We start from the raw sequence: 18,668 nt of genomic DNA on the forward strand, positions 1-18,668 counted from the left end.
ATGATTTTTAGCCTTGTCGCAGCAGGCGTGAACCTATCTATCATAGTGAGTAGTCATGCAAATAAAAATGAACATGAATATTGGTTAATACATACGTATGAAGTCATCGATTTAATTAGCCAGCTCAAAGTACATGTTAAAAATGCAGAAACAGGTCAGCGAGGGTTTTTGCTCACTCAAAATATGGATTACCTAGAACCGTTTAGAAAGGGAACAAATTTAAGCTTAAGCACTTTTGAGGTATTAATGCGCAAAACGGCTGACAATCCGACACAACAAAAACGGCTCGCTGAGCTCGATGTCATTCTTAATAAAAAGTTTTCAGAACTAGAGCAAACAATCGAGCTATTACAGCATGCTACGAAGCAAGAAGCCGTTGATTTAGTCAAAACTGACTTAGGTAAACACCTAATGGAAGAGATAGAGTTGGTTCTGTTTGCTTTTGAACAAGAGGAAAGAAACTTACTTAGTAAACGCACAAGAGAATATCAAGATGCGAAAAGATTACTCTCTTCGTCCATCGTGATGTTAGAGCTTGTGTATGCCATTTTGATAATTTGGTTAATCTATTCAATTTGGTATAAAGTTCTTAAACCGATAAGTGTGCTGGTATCGTATATAAAACACTATCCAGAGGTAACCAAGTTTGAAATAGCTCAGCAAGACAATTGTGAAGAGGTAAGTGAGTTGGCGCGCGGCATTAAAAGTCGTTGCTCAGAATCTGAAGCAGTGATCTCGACGCTTCAAAAAAGCGAAAAAGAGGCAGTTGAAAAACAGCGACTAAACCTTCGGGGAGTAGCTGAATACAATGATGCAATCAAAACTTCGTTACAAAGCCTATTTGCAGCACTGCACAAGCATAAAACTGACGGTTTGGGTTCGATTAGCAAGCAAGAAATTGAAAGTATGGTTAGGTTAGTGAACCAGCTCTTAGACTTGACGAAGGACCTTGATATTTACTTAAAAACAAGTCGCCAAAATTCCAATTGAGTTAGAAAAGCAAAACTGCTTTTCCCGTTACCCACCAGAAGTTATGCAGAATCGAAATAGTTGTCAGAGTTAAATACCCATCGCAATGCGCCATCACCGCTTAATGGGTAATTAAGATTTCATTTGAATCAAGATATCAAAGTTGGTGTTTTGGTTCGTTAAACTGCTCAAGTATTTCTTCTAAGTCTGATTCGATCCCATAGCCAGCCTCCATCAATGTATCAGCTTTGTTTTGAGCGTTGGTTATCAAAGAAAGTAGCTGGGTTTCTGTTTGCTGGGAAAGTTCATGGCCCAGTTCAAAAGACGCAAATAGCTGATTTAGCTCAGTCTCAAGGTGTTCTATGATCTCGACGATACCGGTTTTTATCACGGCATTTTGGTTTTTATAAGTGTCAAGGGTATTACCTAGGCTAATCTCCGTCTTTATTCTTAAAATACAACTCTCAATTCCATCCATTAAATAAGCGAGATAGTCTTTCATAACGCCACTGCGACTGTCATTGCGTGGCATGTTTTTTATCAACAAACTACAATATTGCCAATTAAACGCAGCTCGACAGCTACCGAACTCCATGATGCGCTGGGCATTTTTAAGAGAACTAAGTAAGCTAACGTCGATATTGTTAAACACTTTGTTGTCGAAAAAGACAATCTCTTCTCGGTTTACTCTAAAAACCAGCGAGGTGCGTAGCCCAAAAGAGCGAGTTGTTTCAAAAATGGCGCTGGCAAGTTGACTGTATGTTCTACATTGCTGGGTTTGTTTATAAAACTGAATGATTGTTCCAAGGGAGGCTATGTCAGAAAGCGCTTGAATCGCGATATCTTCCGCGTCATTGCTAGACTGTTGTGCATACGAAAGAAGCGTATTAATCTTTTTAATCAGTTCGGTAGGCTCTGCAGGTTTTGCAATAAAGTCATTGCCTCCAGAATCATAAGCTTTTAACCTCTCCTCAATTGAGCATAAATTTGATAGAAAAAGAATGGGCATTTGGTGTCCTGCTTGACGAATTAAGTAAGTTGCTTCGTAGCCACTTATGCCAGGCATTTGTATGTCCATTACGATTAAATCAGGTTGGTGTTTCTCTAAGTAGCTCAAGGCAAGCTCACCGCTGGCAACTGTCTCAACATCAAAATAATTTGATAAAGTATTTACTTGGTATTCGAGGGCAAAATCGTCGTCATCGACGATGAGTATTTTGTTCATATAGTCACCATGATTGTTTGCCATTTAGCCAGATAATGAGATCTTCTAAAGGCATAGGTTTAGATACTAAGTACCCCTGAGCTAAGTCACATTGCAGGCTTTTCGCGAGATCCCAATCAGCCGCTGTTTCTACCCCCTCTGCAACAACTAACATGTTCAACGTTTTAGCTAGATTAACGCTTGACTCTATAATAGCTTTACTTGTGTTGTTGTTTGTGGCGTCGCAAATAAATTGTCTGTCAATTTTCAATTCAGTGAAGGGGATTTTCTTTAATTGCTCCAAGCTTGAATAGCCAGTTCCAAAGTCATCAATGCTTAATCCAAACCCTTTTAATCTGAGGCGCAATAACACATCTAACGTTGAAATAAGGTTTTGTATTAATCGACTTTCTGTTAGTTCTAGTGTGATACTGCTGCAAGGAATATCATGCATGTTTGCGAGATCTTCTATTTGTTCTGGCAAATCGATAGCACATAGACTGTCAGTTGATAGGTTTATGGATATATTCAGGTGACGACCAAGAATGTTGGCTAGCTCTTTAGATTGAGGCAAAGCTTGGCGAAAAATACTGCGTGTGATTGCATCAATCATGCCTGACTCTTCAGCTAGAGAGATAAATGCAGCAGGGTTAATCGTGCCTCTTTCCGGGTGCACCCACCTGGCAAGCACTTCAACAGATTTGACTTGCTTAGTTGTAAATGCAACTTGAGGTTGATAGAAAGGCACAATCTCATCATTGGCGATCGCTACTTTTAATTCTTCCAGACTAATTTTGTCTTTAACTTGCAAAGTATTAGGCTGTGATTCTGTAAAAAGCTTTTGAAGTTTTTGGGTTAATACGTCAATTGTAATTGGTTTAGGTATCGCGCCCAATACTTTGATATGTTGAGCTCCAGCCAGAGTTGCCGTCGTGTCTAATATACGTTGATCTTGTGCACTTAAAAGTAAAACTGCCCCCTTAAAATGGTACTCAGAAAGGTGCCTGAGTACTTCCACGCCGTCCATCTCAGGCATGATCAAATCAATAATAATTAGATCGAAGCTTTCTCCGTTTTGAATTCTTTCAACAGCATTTTTACCAGTTGATTCCGTCTTGACATTATAAACACCGAGCTGACCAAACTCGTGTTTGAGCATGTCATGAATGAAGTCGTCATCGTCGATCACAAGAATACTGAGCGTTTTTAGCTGATTGTTAAGAGTCAATTATCAGTGTTCCTATTAAATGTTGGACTGGCTTGTAGCAAAACAGGCGATATGTCCACAGCAAGTGTTGTTAAGACTAGAACACAGCACTTGATTTTTCCAAATTGACGAAAAGTAAGTCAGGTGTGATTTCGTTAGTCTACACTAGTTCTAAATATCAGGGTGTTACATCAAGTAGACTTTTGAAAAGGTGTTTGTTGACGCCAGAAACAAAGGCAAGGGTGAAGAAATATGAAAACTAGGTATTTTTTATTGTCTTTACTTATTTTTACTATAGTAAGTCAACTTGGCTGTTCTGATTTTGATAAAAAAACGATTAGAGTGGGCTCGAATGTATGGCCCGGATACGAAACTTTACATCTTGCTAAGCATCTGGGGCATATTCCACACAATATAAAATTAATTGAGTTGATGTCCGCCACTGATGTCATGGAGGCTTTTCGTTTAGGGCGGCTTGAGATAGCTGCACTGACATTGGACGAAGCCATGACGCTTGTATCTGAAGGTATAAATCTAAAGATCTTTTTGGTTATGGATGTATCGCATGGAGGCGATATGGTTATCTCACGATCAACAATTTCTGACTTATCGGAATTAAAAGGGAAAACAATAGCGTACGAGCAAACTGCGTTGGGAGCACTGATGCTCCATGAAGCAATGCAGGCAGGAGGGCTAAATATTGATGATTTAAAGCTTGTTCACTTAAAAATTCACCAACAAATAGAGGCATTTAATGATGGCTCCATAGATGCAGTGATTACGTTTGAACCTGTTGCAACTAAATTACTTCAATTTGACAGTAACGTTATTTTTGATAGTTCGAACATACCAAATATGATCGTTGATGTGTTAGTTGCTAGAGACAATACACTCAAAGAGCACAGTCAATTAATTAAAATATTGGTTAACGGGCAATTTGAAGCCTTACAAGCAATAAATGAAAAGAGATATGAAAGTTTGGAAGTTATGTCTCAACGTATGGGCATATCCATAGAGGATCTCAATACTGCAATGGCAGGTATTCACTACCCGAGTATGCAAGAAAATCAACAGCTCCTGGCTCGGGGAGGGACGTTAAATAAAACCATTAAACGTTTAAATCGCATCTTGCATGAAACAAGTATAATTCCCAAGCCTATAGACGCAAAAGCCTTGATTGATGACACATATGTGAAGCCATGAAAATTCCGATATCAACAAACTCAATAGTCATTTGGGTCCCATTATTTACAGCCTTGATATTTGTTATTTCTATCGCCACTGGGGCTAGTTTAACTTACTTGGGGAGCATAAAAGTCGCACAAGAGAACAGCCTATCGCAAATTAGCTATATATTACTCTCTTTAAAAAATAAGGCTGAACAAGAAGTATTTAGAGAAGGTGGAAATGTACTAAATCATGAAGCCTCGATCATAGGCACTATTCCAGCCGTAGATGATGTTGCGGTGACCGATGATGCGGGGGTTGTATGGGCTTCGAATCACTACAGCATGAGAGGGAAACTATTAACAGATAGTGCCTCTTTTTTAACAGATGAAGACTTGAAAAATACTCAAATGCATAAATCCATACAGATGTATTATTCGCCAGACAAGGAAGTTGTAGAAGCCACCCTGAGTTTTATTTGGCCATCCAATAGAGAGTTAAGGTCTAGTCGCAGAGGCATAATTTACTTGAAATATGATTTTAGTTACGACAGGTTTCACCTTTCTGAGTTTGTTTCAAACCAACTCATGTTTATCGGTTTATTAGGGTTGATGCTTATAGTACTTATGATGGTGTTGTTGCGTAATTTTTTTGTTGATCCTATCAAACAGCTTATCTTTCAAGCCACAGCACTTGCAGAGGGGGACTACAGCAAACAAATTGAAGTGCAAGGGGCAAAAGAGATACAAATGCTAGCGAAAGCTTTTATCCAAATGCGTTCAGCAGTATCGTTACATATTGGAGAATTGGATGAAATAAGAGCACAGCTTGAAAAACGGGTTCAACAGAGAACTTTCGAGCTGAACAACGCAAATTTAAATTACAAATATGCGCAAAACATGGCTAAGTTAGGCCATTGGTCTCTCGAGTTGTCAAGCGGTATTTGTGAGTATTCTAATGAAGCAAAGCGCATTCTCGGTATAGATGAACCCGATACAACTGGTTATGCAGAGTGGTTATTTGGCGGCATAGAAAATATACATGAAGAAAAACGCGAGTTGTTGCAAAACCTCCTAAACCCTGAGAAAGATTGCCGAGACTTTAACTACAGCATTAAAGTTAAAGGCGATTTACGCTATATACGTCTCGTTGCAGAGCATGTGTATGATTCCCAAAGTAAGCAAACGAAAATTACAGGTATCGTTCAAGACGTTACCGAACTGAGACAAAAAGAACTTTCTCTATTAGAAAGTGAGGCCAAGATGCGGGCTATTGTAAATACCGCTGCGGATCCAATTATTGTCATCAACACAGAGGGAATTATTCAGGAGTTTAGTCCTTCTGCAAGTCGAGTTTTTGGCTTCAGTAAGGCAGAAGTCTTGGGCTCCAATCTAAAAATACTCATGCCAGAACCGACTCGAAGCGAACATGATGGGTTCCTTGCTAGCTATGCAAAGACGGGTATACGAAAAGTTATTGGAAATAAACGGGAAGTTATTGCTCAAAGAAAAAGTGGAGAAAAATTTCCAATAGATTTGGCTGTCACAGAGACTAAAATCGCTGGGAAGGCATATTACACCGCAATTATTAGAGATATAACGCAGCGAAAGGAAGCCGAGGAAGTGCTATTAGAAGCAATGAAAGCGGCGCAAAGTGCAACCGTTGCGAAGTCTACATTTTTGGCAAACATGTCCCACGAAATTCGCACACCTATGAATGCTATTGTAGGTTTGTGTAGCTTAATGTCAGGTACTCAACTGTCACAAAAGCAGCGTGGCTATTTAAATAAATTAACCCAATCATCAGATAATCTGCTCAATATTATCAATGATATTTTGGATATATCAAAGATTGAGTCCGGTAAACTTGAAATAGAAAAAACGTCGTTTCGTTTGGAAGATGTTGTTGAGTTAGCAAGCGATATTATTGCTTATAAGGCCCATGAAAAATGTATAGACTTTAGTGTGGATTTACCTAGCTCGATACCTACGGCTCTAGTAGGGGATCCTCTGCGTTTAGGGCAAATACTCATTAATTTGTTGGGCAATGCAGTGAAATTCACACCTAACGGGGGGGAAATTACCTTAGCGCTTAAGGCAAAGATAATATCGAAAGACGACGTTGCTATTGAAATATCAGTAACAGATACGGGAATTGGGGTCGCAAAAGAGCAACAGAGTAAGCTATTTTCAGTTTTTACTCAGGCTGATATTTCTACAACAAGGCAATTTGGAGGGACAGGCCTAGGGCTGGCAATTTGTAGCAACCTTGTGTCAATGATGGGGGGCGAGATTGATTTTGAAAGTGAGGAAGGAGTGGGCAGCCGTTTTTACTTTACTGTTAGCTTCTTACTTCAAAAGGGGGAGCCTTCGCCACGGGAACCAAAAGTAAAATCTATCGATAAATGTTTGTATCTGAACAAAGCAAATTTGTTGAAAAACATTGAGGTATTGCTCGTTGAAGATAACGATATTAATTTGGAGATTGCTGTAGAGTTATTACAGGGAGTTGGTCTCAAAGTAGTTACAGCTACTAATGGGAGCGAAGCTATTAAAACGTTAAATCACAATCAAAATATAGGTTTGGTTATAATGGATTGCCAAATGCCGATTATGGATGGATATAAAGCTACTGAATTGATACGAAAAGACGAAAGGTTTAAGCAGCTCCCGATCATCGCGCTCACTGCGAATGTAATGGCAGAAGACATTAAAAAAATTGAATCAAGCGGCATGGATGGCTATTTAGCAAAACCGCTTGATGTAGATAAACTTTTTCAACTTGTATTTGACGGGCTGCGTCCGACAATTGAACTGCCAGCTCATAGCAAAGCGGTCTCAGCAGAAATGACTGATTCACACATTAATTTTGAGCTAGGCCTTAGGCAAGTAAATGGTGATGTCAACTTTTTTAAAAAAATGATTGAAAAGTTTCGAGTAAAACAGTCTAACTTTGCACCGCGTCTGAAATGTTTAATTGAGCAAGCGGAATTTGAAGAAGCGAAGAGAGAAGCGCACACCTTGAAAGGTCAGGCTGCATACCTGGGTTTTATGTCAGTCTCGAATCAGGCTGCTATTTTAGAAGGGGAGTTGTCAAAAATACAAGGTTGGCTTGAAATTGAGCTAGATGTGACTAAAACGGCCTCATTGATCACTCACTCAATCAATGAGGCTAATTCATATTTTACAGATTAAAAACGATATTTTAGGTTTGCTGTAATGGTACGACGCTGGCCGTAGAAACAGTCGCCACGATATAAGCAGCTTGTTATTACAGTTTTATCCGTTAAGTTATCTATGTTTAAGCTCAATTCATAGTTGCTAAATTGATAACCAACCATCATGTCATAGAGCGTAAAGCTGTCTGTGGTTAGTGCTTTGTGGTAGTCAAAACCACCTGCCGAGACAGAGCGACTACCGTCAAAAGTTTTACCTACATAACGTATACCCGCGCCAAACTTTAAGCCTTCTAATAGGTTGTCAGCACGATACGTCGCCCATACAGAAGCTAAGTGCTCAGGTGTTGCAGATAAAGGAACGTCATCAGTGCCAATCGCTAATACAGCTCCACCGATAATTGCTTGCTTTTGCGCAGGATCTTGCGTTTGTTGTGCGAGTAAACCTGCTTGTGTCATGATAGCGTCAGCAGATAATGGAGTTGTATCTTGTTCTGACGTGGTATACGCATATGAAGCATAAATATCGAGGTTATCCCACTCCAGCTGCGCTTCTAGTTCAAATCCGTCTACTGATACCTCACCATCTTGTACATGTTCAAGCGGAGAGATTTGGCGTATATGGTTTTTATCGGTGATATGGAAAACACTTGCAGTGATTAAATGCTCAGTTCCCGCTGGTTGGTATTTAACACCATACTCGAACTGCTGACCTTCTTTTGGCTCGTAGCCGCCACCTTGAGGCTTGGAGCCATACAGTGGTTGGAAAGATTCTGAATAGCTCGCATACGGGGATAGGCCGTTTTCAAATTGATACAATGCGCCAACTCGTCCAGTTAAAGCACTTTGAGATTTTTCAACTTTTAATAACGTCGCAATATCATCCACTTTTTGCCAGTTTGTTTGCTCAACATCATCATGACGAAGGGCTGTATTTAAAATAAACCCTTGGTATTCAAATGTTGCTTGTACATAGCCACCAACCTGAGTGTCAGTTTGCTCTGGCGCAATTGCTGTAATTGCTGTTGGTAATGGGTCATTCTGGCCATAAACAGGGTTATACAGATCTAAAGGCGAAGATACTGCGCCTCTTAAACGACTTGTGCGTGTTTCAGCATCTTGAAAATCAATCCCAGCTACGATATTAACTTCAATATCGCTGAATTCAATATATTGATGAACTTGGATATCGCTTAAGAAACTCTTTGATTCACCATCAGACATGCTAAAAATACGATTTACACTGCGCTTATCGGCTTCAAATTTAGGTGGCCACGAAAAGATAGTACGATATTCAGATGAACTATCACTGTAACGTGTTGACCAACGAACTTGCGTGTCATCAGATATGCTGTGCTCCAAAATTGCAGTCACGGCCATTTGCTCGGTATCGTATCTATCCCAACCTGGCTCACTAACAAAACGTTCACTTGGAATTTGGCCATATTTAGCGGGAAGTAACGTACCTTCATGTGGGAAAAATTGAGTCGAAGAACCAGACTCATTTTCTTGGAAATTAGTTAATAGTGTAAGGCGCGTATCTTGGCTAATATCCCAAGCAAAACTTGGCGCAAACACCAATGTGTTGTCTTCTACAAAGTCTGTTTGAGTATCACTATTACGATATACACCAACAAAGCGGGCTTGATATTGCTCGTCTTGACCAAACGCTGTGTTGTAGTCACCAGCAATTTGCGCTCGATCATAGTTGCCTAGCTGAGCCCAAATTTCACCTTGCGTTTCACTGTGTGGGCGTTTTGATACCGAGTTAATAATACCGCCAGTTGAACCTTGCCCGTACAATACCGAAGAAGGACCTTTTAAAATTTCAACACGTTCTAAGGTATAAGGGTTTGTACGCGTATTGTTATAGTGGCCAAATTGCATTTGTAGGCCATCAATGTATGTCAATGGATCTACGCCGCGGATCTTTGACCAATCCCCACGTGTGTCGACGCCGTAAGGACCGTTGTAAACACCCGCAACATAGCCAATCGCATCTTGTAATGTCTCTGCGCCCAAGTCAGAAATACGCTTTGACGTTAAAACAGATACAGAAACAGGGGTTTTAGTGATTGGCACATCTGATTTTGATGCACTGGCACTGACATAGGAAATAAGACCTTTAGGACTTACTTCAATAACTTCTAATTCATTGCTCTTTTTTTGTACGTCATCAGCAAGCGAAGCACCGGAGAAGGCGATAGCGAGTGCTGAGACAAGCATTGGATATTTGGTTTTGAATGAGCGCATGATTTTCCCTAATTAAAAATAAACGCGCGAATATTATTGCAACTAAAAATGATTATCAATAAAGTTTTGTTGTTTTTTCATTCAGATACATATATGTAAAAAGTGATATAAATCATGTATGTAATAATTTATAAATGGTTCACAAATGTACCTTTTATCGTGATTTTTAGGTTGTTATGTTCTAGCATAAAGCCAGGTTTTGAGGCTGGTGATTCAAGTCGTACAGAGAATTTACTTTGGGTGTATTTAGCACTGTTTCTTGAGGATTCCATTGACTAAAGGTTTGCGGTTAATTGTTGGAAATACAAGACTATTGGTAGTGCTTATCGGGTTTTCTATGGGATATAATCGAAAGTAAGTTATAAGAGGTAAGTATAAATTTGAATTGGCAAGCTTTAGTCGATAATCGACAACGATTTTTTTGGGTACTGCAGATTTCCGGTTGGATAGGCTATGCACTGGTCAACTACATAGGCTCAAAGGTATTTGAAATGCGAGACATCTATGTTTTTGTTATCGTACTCAATGCTTATGCTGGCTGTTTGATGACGGTACCTCTTAGATATCTTTATCGACGTGTTTGGAATGCAAAACCTTGGGTGTTGATATTTGTGGTATTTAGTGTGTCTTATATCACAGGTACTTTGTGGTCAGTCGTCCAAAAATACAATTTATGGGAAATATACCGACATGGTTACAGGCCAGATGAATGGTTTTACTACCTGCAACAAGGCTTGGACTCGGTATACATTGTTTTATGTTGGAGTGGCCTTTATTTTGGGATCAAATATTACCAACTTTTACAAAGCGAGCGCCAAAAAGCACTTAAAGCAAATACAATGGCCCATGAAGCTCAGCTAAAAATGCTGCGCTATCAGCTCAACCCTCACTTTCTATTTAATACGCTGAATGCGATTTCAACACTCATTTTGGTAGAAGAAAATAAAGACGCAAACCAGATGGTGTCTAGGTTGAGTGACTTTTTACGTTATACGTTAAATACAGATCCAATTAAAAAAGTTCCGTTGGAGCAGGAACTTCATGCGCTTAAGTTGTATCTAGAAATAGAGAAGGTGCGCTTTGATGAGCGACTCGCTATTGAACTAGATGTCACTGAGCAAGCAAAGCATGCGTTAGTACCCAGCTTAATATTGCAGCCGTTGATTGAGAATTCGATTAAATACGCCATCGCACATATGGACGAGGGCGGGAAAATCGAAATTAAAGCGCAAGTTTTCGCCAATGAACTATTGTTAGAAGTTGGTGACAATGGCCCTGGCGCAGAGTTATCCGGTGGTCAGTTGACTAATGCTGGTGGTGTTGGTATTGCCAATACGCAAGACAGATTAAAAACACTATATGAGAATAATTACTCATTTGTGTTATCAAATAATACGCCTTCAGGACTGAAGGCAAATATACGGGTTCCGTTTGAAAAGGCCGAGAAGTGAAGTAATGAGCAAGATTAAAACGATAATTGTTGATGACGAGCCGCTAGCGAGAAAAGGCTTGGCTGTCAGACTGAGAGAATTTGAAGAAATAGAAGTAATCGAACTTTGTAACGGTGGACAAAAAGCCATAGATATTTGCCAGCAACAGGATATTGATTTGGTCTTTTTAGATATCCAAATGCCGGGTTTAAATGGTTTCGAGGTTGCGCGAATTTTAAGTGAAAGCGTTAAGCCTTTACCTGCCATTGTCTTCGTCACAGCGTTCGATCACTATGCAGTTAAGGCGTTTGAAATCCACGCTCTGGATTACATCCTTAAACCAGTAGATGACAACAGACTAAAACAGGCGATTGAAAAAGTGCAAAGCTATTTAAAGAACCAACAAGATAACGCCCACAAGAAAAAGCTTGCGAGCTTTGTTGCAGGGATCACCGGAAATAATTGTGAAGAAATACTCAAAAAATTAGCCACCGGTGACGCTATTGAAGATAAAAAGTTTCCAGAATCATTAGCCGTAAAAGAGCAGGGCGAGATTATTCGCGTGTCGACGGCAACAATCCAGTGGATTGATGCAGCAGGTGATTACATGTGTCTTCACTGTGCAGATGGTCAAACCCATATCCTGCGCAAAACAATGAAAGAACTTGAGCAAGAGCTTGATCCAAAGTTATTTGTACGTGTTCACCGTTCAGCTATCGTAAACACTGGCCAAATTAGTAAGCTAGTTACACAAAGTAGTGGCGAGTATTTATTGGTTTTAGATAACGGCCAAGAATTGAAAGTCAGTCGCAGCTATAGAGATAAAGTCAAGTCTGCACTGGCGAGCTAATAGGTAGCACTTTAAATCGTTTTGTCTGGAACGCTGGTAATAAAAAAGCCCAACTGATTTAGTCGGGCTTAGTTGTTCTAGTGATTTAACGATTAGACGGTGACAATTTTCAATGTATTGGTCGCACCAATGGTTTCCATTAAGTCACCGTGAGTTAGAATAACCGTATCGCCTTTTTCAAGTGATCCACTCTCGACAAGTGTATTAAGCGCATCTTTCACCAGCGAATCTGCTGTGCAGCTTGTTGAGTCAAAATACACTGGATATACGCCACGATATAGTGCGGTTTGTCCGAGTGTATTGGCATGACGAGAAAGTGAAAAGATTGGTAATCCCGAGCTGATCCTAGACATAAGTTTTGACGTGTTGCCTGACTCTGTAAGGGCAACAATCGCTTTGACAGAATCCAAATGGTTAGCTGCATACATGGCAGACAAAGCAAGAGTTTCAGAAGTGTCTGCAAACATGCTGTCTAGTCTGTGCTTAGAAATGTGAGTTTCAGGTTGTGATTCTGCCCCCAAACAAACACGTGCCATAGTTGCAACAGTTTCTTCAGGGTAATCTCCGGCAGCTGTCTCGGCTGAAAGCATCACAGCATCAGTGCCATCAAGGACTGCGTTTGCAACGTCCATAACTTCTGCACGCGTTGGCATTGGGTTGTCAATCATTGACTCCATCATTTGCGTTGCAGTAACAACTGTTCTGTTTAATGAACGGGCACGGCTAATAATTTGTTTTTGCTTACCAACAAGTGCAGCGTCGCCAATTTCAACACCTAGATCACCACGCGCAACCATCACAGCATCAGAGGCCAATACGATGTCGTCAATTGCTTCAACTGTTTCTACAGCCTCGGCGCGTTCAATTTTTGCAAGTAATTGAGCATTTGAGCCTGCTTTTTCAGCGAGACTTCTTACGTATCGCATGTCGTCACCGCTGCGAGGAAAAGACACTGCAATATAGTCAACGCCAATTTCTGTCGCTGTGATTAAATCTTCTTTATCTTTGTCGGTAAAAGCAGGGGCGGTTAGTCCACCACCTAGACGGTTTATACCCTTATTGTTAGATAAGATACCGCCAACAGTGACAGTACAAATAACTTTCTTACCTACAACTTCGTCAACTGTAAGTTGGATAAGACCATCGTTTAGAAGTAACAGGTCACCTGTATGAACGTCTTGTGGTAGCTCTTTATAGTCAATGCCTACCGAATCGATAGTACCTTCACCTAAACCAAGCTCAGCATCTAGCGTGAATTTTGCACCTACAACTAGGTCAACTTTGCCTTCTGCAAAAGTTGATACTCGGATTTTAGGGCCTTGCAGATCTGCAAGAATAGATACATGTGTATCTAGTTTTTTAGCGATTTCTCGAACAGCTTCTGCTCTGTCTTTGTGATCTTGCGCTACACCGTGGGAAAAGTTTAGTCGTACTACATTAGCACCGGCGCGAATGATTTTTTCTAAATTATTATCTCTATCTGTAGCTGGTCCCAATGTGGCAACTATTTTTGTGCGTCTTAGCATCAGATTCTCCTGTAGGCTGTTCTTGCTAGCATCTTTCTTTATCAAAAAAGTGGTTAAATAGTGGTCTTTTAAAGCCTAATTAAGTAAATATTCTCAGATAATTACGCTTTTATGTAAAGTTTTGCCCCTAAACCCTTTTTCATACACAAATTAAATTATATGATCTGTATGACGTGATTATGACACCGGTGTCAGTAGTCGTCAATCCAAGAGTGAAATTAAGATTGGATTTAACATCTTGACTGATAATGTATTTAACCTGTGTGTAAAGCAATCTTTTGCTTGTGTTAAACGACGTTATGAGTAAAAAGTACTAAACTTCAGTTTATTTGGTACTTGAGGTGGCCCGAGCAGAATATTATTGATTGCTCAGGTATAATGTAGCGGACATCGTGTAGACGAATTTAAGTGTGGTTGTTACCGAGGAGGAAACTTAATGCAAGTTGCATTAGTTGGTTTGGGTGTAATGGGCAAAAACCTTGCACTAAACTTAATTGAGAAAGGTATGACGTTAGTCGCCTATGATAAAAACCCAGACGCAGGTGCTGAATTACTAAGTTGTGCACAGTCTTTGGGTGTAGAAGAGCGTCTCCATATCGTATCGGATCTCGGTGATATGGTAAGAAGGCTAGAGCCTCCTCGTTCGGTATTATTATTAGTACCTGCAGGCGAGCTTGTAGATGCTGTTTGCAATGAATTGATTGAAGCCGGCGTGTCAAAAGGCGACATCATTGTTGATTGTGGTAATAGTAACTATAAAGATGGTATTGCACGGAAACTTAAATACCAAAATAAATTTGAATTTGCCACTATGGGAATATCAGGTGGCGCAGAAGGCGCTAGACATGGTCCAGCAATGATGGCCAGTGGTTCTGAAGGTGGCTGGGAGCGCCTGGTGCCTTGGTTCGAAAAAGTAGCAGCAAGCTACAATGGTGAATCTTGTTTTGCGCGTGTTGGTCAATCAGCGAGCGGCCATTTTGTAAAAATGGTACACAATGGCATTGAATACGCTTTAATGCAGTTAATCGCGGAAGTTTATCATTTACTTCGCATCGGTACTGGCCGTACACCTAAAGAAGTCGCTGAGATCTTTGAATCTTGGTCTGAAGGTGAATTAAACAGCTATTTGTTATCAATTTCTCGCCATATATTAAGTCTAGAAGATAATAATCAGACGCCATTGGTTGACCTAATTGACAACAAAGTAGGCGCTAAAGGCACTGGTCTTTGGACTGCACAAAACGCACTTGAGCTAGGTATCGCGGTACCATCGTTGGTTGCTGCGGTACAAGCCCGTCATCTTACCAATACAATTAGCACACTTGCTGCAAAAGAAATGACATACCAAGCAAAAGAAACGCAAAAGATTGATATCGATTTGGAAGCGCTCAAATCGGCGTTCTATTTTGCAAGTTTGCTGTGTTATCGACAGGGTCTTGCACTGATAAAAGGTGCTTCACGCTCGCATCAGTGGAAAGTAGACCTTGCTAAAACGTTACAAACATGGCGAGCAGGCTGTATTATTCGTGCTGATTACCTAGATGACATAGCCAAAGGCGTTGATTTTATCGACACCTTAGAAAATGAAGCAAAAGCGCTGCGCAGTATTACAGGTCAAGCAATTCAAACTGGTCTTGCATTCCCTGTACTTGCTTCAACACAAACTTATATCGCCACGCTTAGTACACCTAGCAACGGACACCTCGTTCAGGCGCAACGTGATTACTTTGGTGAACACGGAATTAAAACACACAGTGGTGAAACATCACACCTAACAGACTTGGTTGACCTACCTGAAAAGGTACGTTAACAGAAAATAAAAGGCCACATATTGTGGCCTTTTTTTGTTTAGCGAGTGAGTTCACCCCGCAAGTTGTCTTGCATCAGGTGGCGTATTGTTTCTAATTCTAACTCTTGGCTAAATAGGTAGTGTAGCTTGGTTAAACATGCTTCTAACGTCATATCATAGCCGCTAATCACACCACAGTTCAGCAGTGCATTGCCAGTAGCGTAACCACCCATATTAACTTGGCCTTGAATACATTGTGTTAGATTGACGATGACAACACCGCGATCTGAGGCTGATTTCAATGTACTCAAAATGTCATCTTGTTGCGGTGCATTACCCACACCAAAACTAAGTAAAATAAGTGCTTTCACATCATCTGATAAAACGTTATCAACCATAGCTGCGCTTATCCCAGGGTAGAGATGCAATACAGCTATTTGCTGGGATTGAATAGAGGTTACGTCCAGCTCTTGGTCAACATAAGGGCTCAGCTTGCCTTCTTGCAGCTGAATATTGATACCAACTTGCGCTAAAGGAGCCAAATTAGGAGAAGCGAATGCGTCAAATCCATCTGCATGTGCTTTCAGTGCTCTATTGCCACGGAAGAGTTTATTGTTAAAGAACAGGCTTACTTCTGCAATAGGGTAATTGGCAGCTAAATACATGGCATTTAATAGGTTTACTTGACCATCTGATCTCAATTGAGAAAGTGGAATTTGAGAACCAGTAACAATGACAGGCTTAGTTAAGTTTTCGAACATGAAAGATAAGGCGGAAGCCGTGTACGCCATGGTGTCAGTACCATGTAATACGACGAAGCCATCATAGTCATTGTACTTTGCTTTAATATCTTCAGCGATAAGCTGCCAATGCTGTGGCGACATATCTGAAGAGTCGATGAGCGGACAATATTCGTGAATATCGAACAGCGGCATTTCTTCACGCGTAAATTCAGCGTTATTTTTCACTGTTTCTGTCAAATAACCAGCAACAGGTACATAGCCTTTGCTTGATTGCTTCATCCCAATGGTGCCGCCAGTATAGGCAATATAGATTTTTTTTCTTTTCATAAAAAAGCCCAGATACGAATCTGGGCTTAGTATACCAACTGCAGCATCACATTGCAGTTTATTCATTAACCTTATGGTATTGAATTATTGTGTCACATCACACATGGTGCACACGCTATATAGACTATTTGGGTCATTATATAGTTCAATCATGTTGGCACTTTGCTGTACTTTATATATTAAGTTACCAATACTTTGCTGAGACACTTTTTGTAATGTGTCTGTTTGAGATGCCTTAGGTAGCAAAGATTGAGTGACCTTTGCACCAAAGATTTGTTGCATTAGGCGCTCTTTATCGGTCAGAGTCTGTTCAACAGTAATGACGTCGTAGTGCTCAAGGCTAGCAAGTGCAGCGGCTGATTCAATGGCTTGTTCTTTCGTGCCTAGCTTGTCAATCAGGCCAAACTCCAATGCTTGAGGGGCTAACCAAACACGACCCTGAGCAACTTCATTGACATCTTCTTTATTCAAGTTTCTAGCTTCAGAAATAACCGAGAGGAACTTGTCATACGCATCTTCGACACCCATTTGAATAATGTCTGCATACTGAGGGTCGATACCACGCGAAATCGAAGATGATTTAAGCTCTGTGGTCGCCACACCATCTGAATAAACTCCAAGTTCCTTTAAAGAGTTTTCGAATGTAAAGATAGTGCCAAAAATACCAATTGAACCAGTGATAGTACTAGGAGATGCCCAAATTTCATTCGCCGATGCAGCTATCCAGTAGCCACCAGAAGCAGCAACTGAGCCCATAGATGCGACAATTGGCTTGCCAGCAGCTTTAATTGCCAACACTTCATTGCGGATCTGTTCTGACGCAAATACGCTGCCACCGCCCGAATCAATACGCAATACAACAGCTTTCACATTCTCGTCAATGCGAGCTTTTCGTAGTAACGCAGCTGTGGAGTCACCACCAATCACGCCAGCTTTGCGCTTGCCGTCAACAATATGGCCTTTGGCTACAACTACAGCGACTTTATCCGAGAGTGGGTTTGGAATGGTTTGGAAACCTGAAATTGACGCCAAGTACTCGCTGTACTTAACTTGCTTGTATTTATTGCCTTTTTTCTGAGTACCAACCAACTGGACGAGTTTGTCATTGAATTCTTGATCAGTTTCAAGCGCGTCAACCCAGCCATATTTCATCGCAAATTGCGCTGAGTCACCTGAAACTGAAGCCATTTTCTCGCCAAGCTGGGTTAGCGTTTCATCAAAATTATCCGTGTCAAACGGACGTCTTGCCGCTACATCTTCCTTATATTGTTCCCAAAGGCTTGATAACCATAGTTTGTTAGCTTCTTTCGCCGCGTCAGACATATCATTTCTGATAAACGGCTCAACCGCTGATTTGTATGTACCAACACGGAAAATATGTTGAGTAACTTGTAATTTCTCTAACGCATCTTTGAAGTACATTGGATAGGTTCCAAAACCTTTAATGCTTACACCACCATATGGATGCATTGAGACTTCATTGGCTGTAGACGCTAAATAATACTGAGTTTGAGTGAAATAGGGGCCGTGAGCATATACAGGTTTGCCGGAGGCTTTAAACGCTTCGATGGCAGTTGTGATATCACGTAGTTTGTCTAGATGGCCGTGATATAAGTTTCTTAGATCTAGATGAATTGCCTTAATACGATTATCACGGGCGGCGTTATTGATGACTTTAATGACATCGTCAACAAGTATTTCCATCGGTTTTTCTTTTGAACCGAATGTATCATCCAATGCTGCGTCAATTGGATCAACATAGGTCAGTTGCTCTACCAGTTTACCCGATAGGTTTAGCCTTAACACGCTATCCTGAGGGACGAGGATTTCCTCTTCTGATGTCATCATAGCCACGACGAGGCCTATGATAAGTACAACAAATACCAAGTTTACAAGTAGCCTGCGTGAGAAGTTCAACGCATGCCATAAGCCTTTAAATAGTTTTGCGATCAGCTTCAATGTTATTCCTCTGGTTTTAGTACCGAAATGCTCTCATTAGTATCATAACTTAGTTGTGCAACGAGTGTT

Annotated in this window: 12 protein-coding genes; 6 read left to right on the forward strand and 6 right to left on the reverse strand. The window is 40.6% G+C overall.

Annotated features, from left to right (window positions below):
• Positions 1 to 990, forward strand: a complete 990-nt coding sequence (locus N483_RS07790; protein ID WP_231105430.1) for a CHASE3 domain-containing protein — start codon at positions 1 to 3, stop codon at positions 988 to 990.
• 136 nt (positions 991 to 1,126) lie between these two features.
• Here the strand turns inward: N483_RS07790 and N483_RS07795 are convergent, their stop codons facing one another.
• Entirely contained in the window at positions 1,127 to 2,194 is a 1,068-nt protein-coding gene (locus N483_RS07795; RefSeq protein ID WP_036975787.1) for a response regulator transcription factor, read from the reverse strand.
• 4 nt (positions 2,195 to 2,198) lie between these two features.
• Positions 2,199 to 3,401, reverse strand: coding sequence for an EAL domain-containing protein (locus N483_RS07800; RefSeq protein WP_023398836.1), 1,203 nt, complete (start codon positions 3,399 to 3,401; stop codon positions 2,199 to 2,201).
• A gap of 231 nt (positions 3,402 to 3,632) precedes the next feature.
• On the opposite strand from N483_RS07800, the gene N483_RS07805 reads away from it, so the two are divergent.
• Both N483_RS07805 and N483_RS07810 read left to right on the forward strand, forming a co-directional pair.
• Positions 3,633 to 4,583, forward strand: a complete 951-nt coding sequence (locus N483_RS07805; RefSeq protein WP_023398835.1) for an ABC transporter substrate-binding protein — start codon at positions 3,633 to 3,635, stop codon at positions 4,581 to 4,583.
• Positions 4,580 to 7,741: a PAS domain S-box protein gene (locus tag N483_RS07810; protein ID WP_023398834.1), complete on the forward strand. Its 3,162-nt coding sequence runs from the start codon at positions 4,580 to 4,582 to the stop codon at positions 7,739 to 7,741. Before N483_RS07805 ends, N483_RS07810 begins: the two co-directional genes overlap by 4 nt.
• On the opposite strand, the gene N483_RS07815 is transcribed toward N483_RS07810, so the two are convergent.
• Positions 7,738 to 9,975 carry a TonB-dependent siderophore receptor gene (locus N483_RS07815; protein ID WP_023398833.1) on the reverse strand — a complete coding sequence of 746 codons (2,238 nt, stop codon included), beginning with the start codon at positions 9,973 to 9,975 and terminating at the stop codon, positions 7,738 to 7,740. The two genes, N483_RS07810 and N483_RS07815, sit on opposite strands and share 4 nt — an antisense overlap.
• A 380-nt stretch (positions 9,976 to 10,355) precedes the next feature.
• Between N483_RS07815 and N483_RS07820 the strand changes: the two genes are divergently transcribed.
• Together N483_RS07820 and N483_RS07825 are read left to right on the forward strand one after the other, a co-directional pair.
• Entirely contained in the window at positions 10,356 to 11,426 is a 1,071-nt protein-coding gene (locus tag N483_RS07820; protein WP_023398832.1) for a sensor histidine kinase, read from the forward strand.
• A 4-nt stretch (positions 11,427 to 11,430) separates the two neighbouring features.
• Positions 11,431 to 12,255 (forward strand): LytR/AlgR family response regulator transcription factor, encoded by an 825-nt coding sequence (locus N483_RS07825; protein WP_023398831.1) that lies wholly within the window; start codon positions 11,431 to 11,433, stop codon positions 12,253 to 12,255.
• A 92-nt stretch (positions 12,256 to 12,347) separates the two neighbouring features.
• Here N483_RS07825 and pyk read toward each other — a convergent pair whose 3' ends face one another.
• A complete protein-coding gene (gene pyk / locus N483_RS07830; protein ID WP_023398830.1) occupies positions 12,348 to 13,781 on the reverse strand; it encodes a pyruvate kinase in 1,434 nt (477 codons plus the stop codon).
• 436 nt (positions 13,782 to 14,217) lie between these two features.
• Here pyk and gndA point away from each other — a divergent pair, with 436 nt between their 5' ends.
• Positions 14,218 to 15,591: an NADP-dependent phosphogluconate dehydrogenase gene (gene gndA, locus N483_RS07835; RefSeq protein WP_063383328.1), complete on the forward strand. Its 1,374-nt coding sequence runs from the start codon at positions 14,218 to 14,220 to the stop codon at positions 15,589 to 15,591.
• Between the two features lie 38 nt (positions 15,592 to 15,629).
• Here gndA and ansA read toward each other — a convergent pair whose 3' ends face one another.
• Together ansA and sppA are read right to left on the reverse strand one after the other, a co-directional pair.
• A complete protein-coding gene (gene ansA, locus N483_RS07840) occupies positions 15,630 to 16,640 on the reverse strand; it encodes an asparaginase (protein ID WP_036975831.1) in 1,011 nt (336 codons plus the stop codon).
• An 84-nt stretch (positions 16,641 to 16,724) separates the two neighbouring features.
• Complete coding sequence (gene sppA, locus N483_RS07845) at positions 16,725 to 18,593, reverse strand: signal peptide peptidase SppA (protein WP_036975828.1); 1,869 nt, start codon at positions 18,591 to 18,593, stop codon at positions 16,725 to 16,727.
• Positions 18,594 to 18,668 lie beyond the last annotated feature (75 nt).

This window comes from Pseudoalteromonas luteoviolacea NCIMB 1944, from assembly GCF_001625565.1.
In the GTDB taxonomy this organism is placed as follows: Bacteria; Pseudomonadota; Gammaproteobacteria; order Enterobacterales; family Alteromonadaceae; genus Pseudoalteromonas; species Pseudoalteromonas luteoviolacea_F.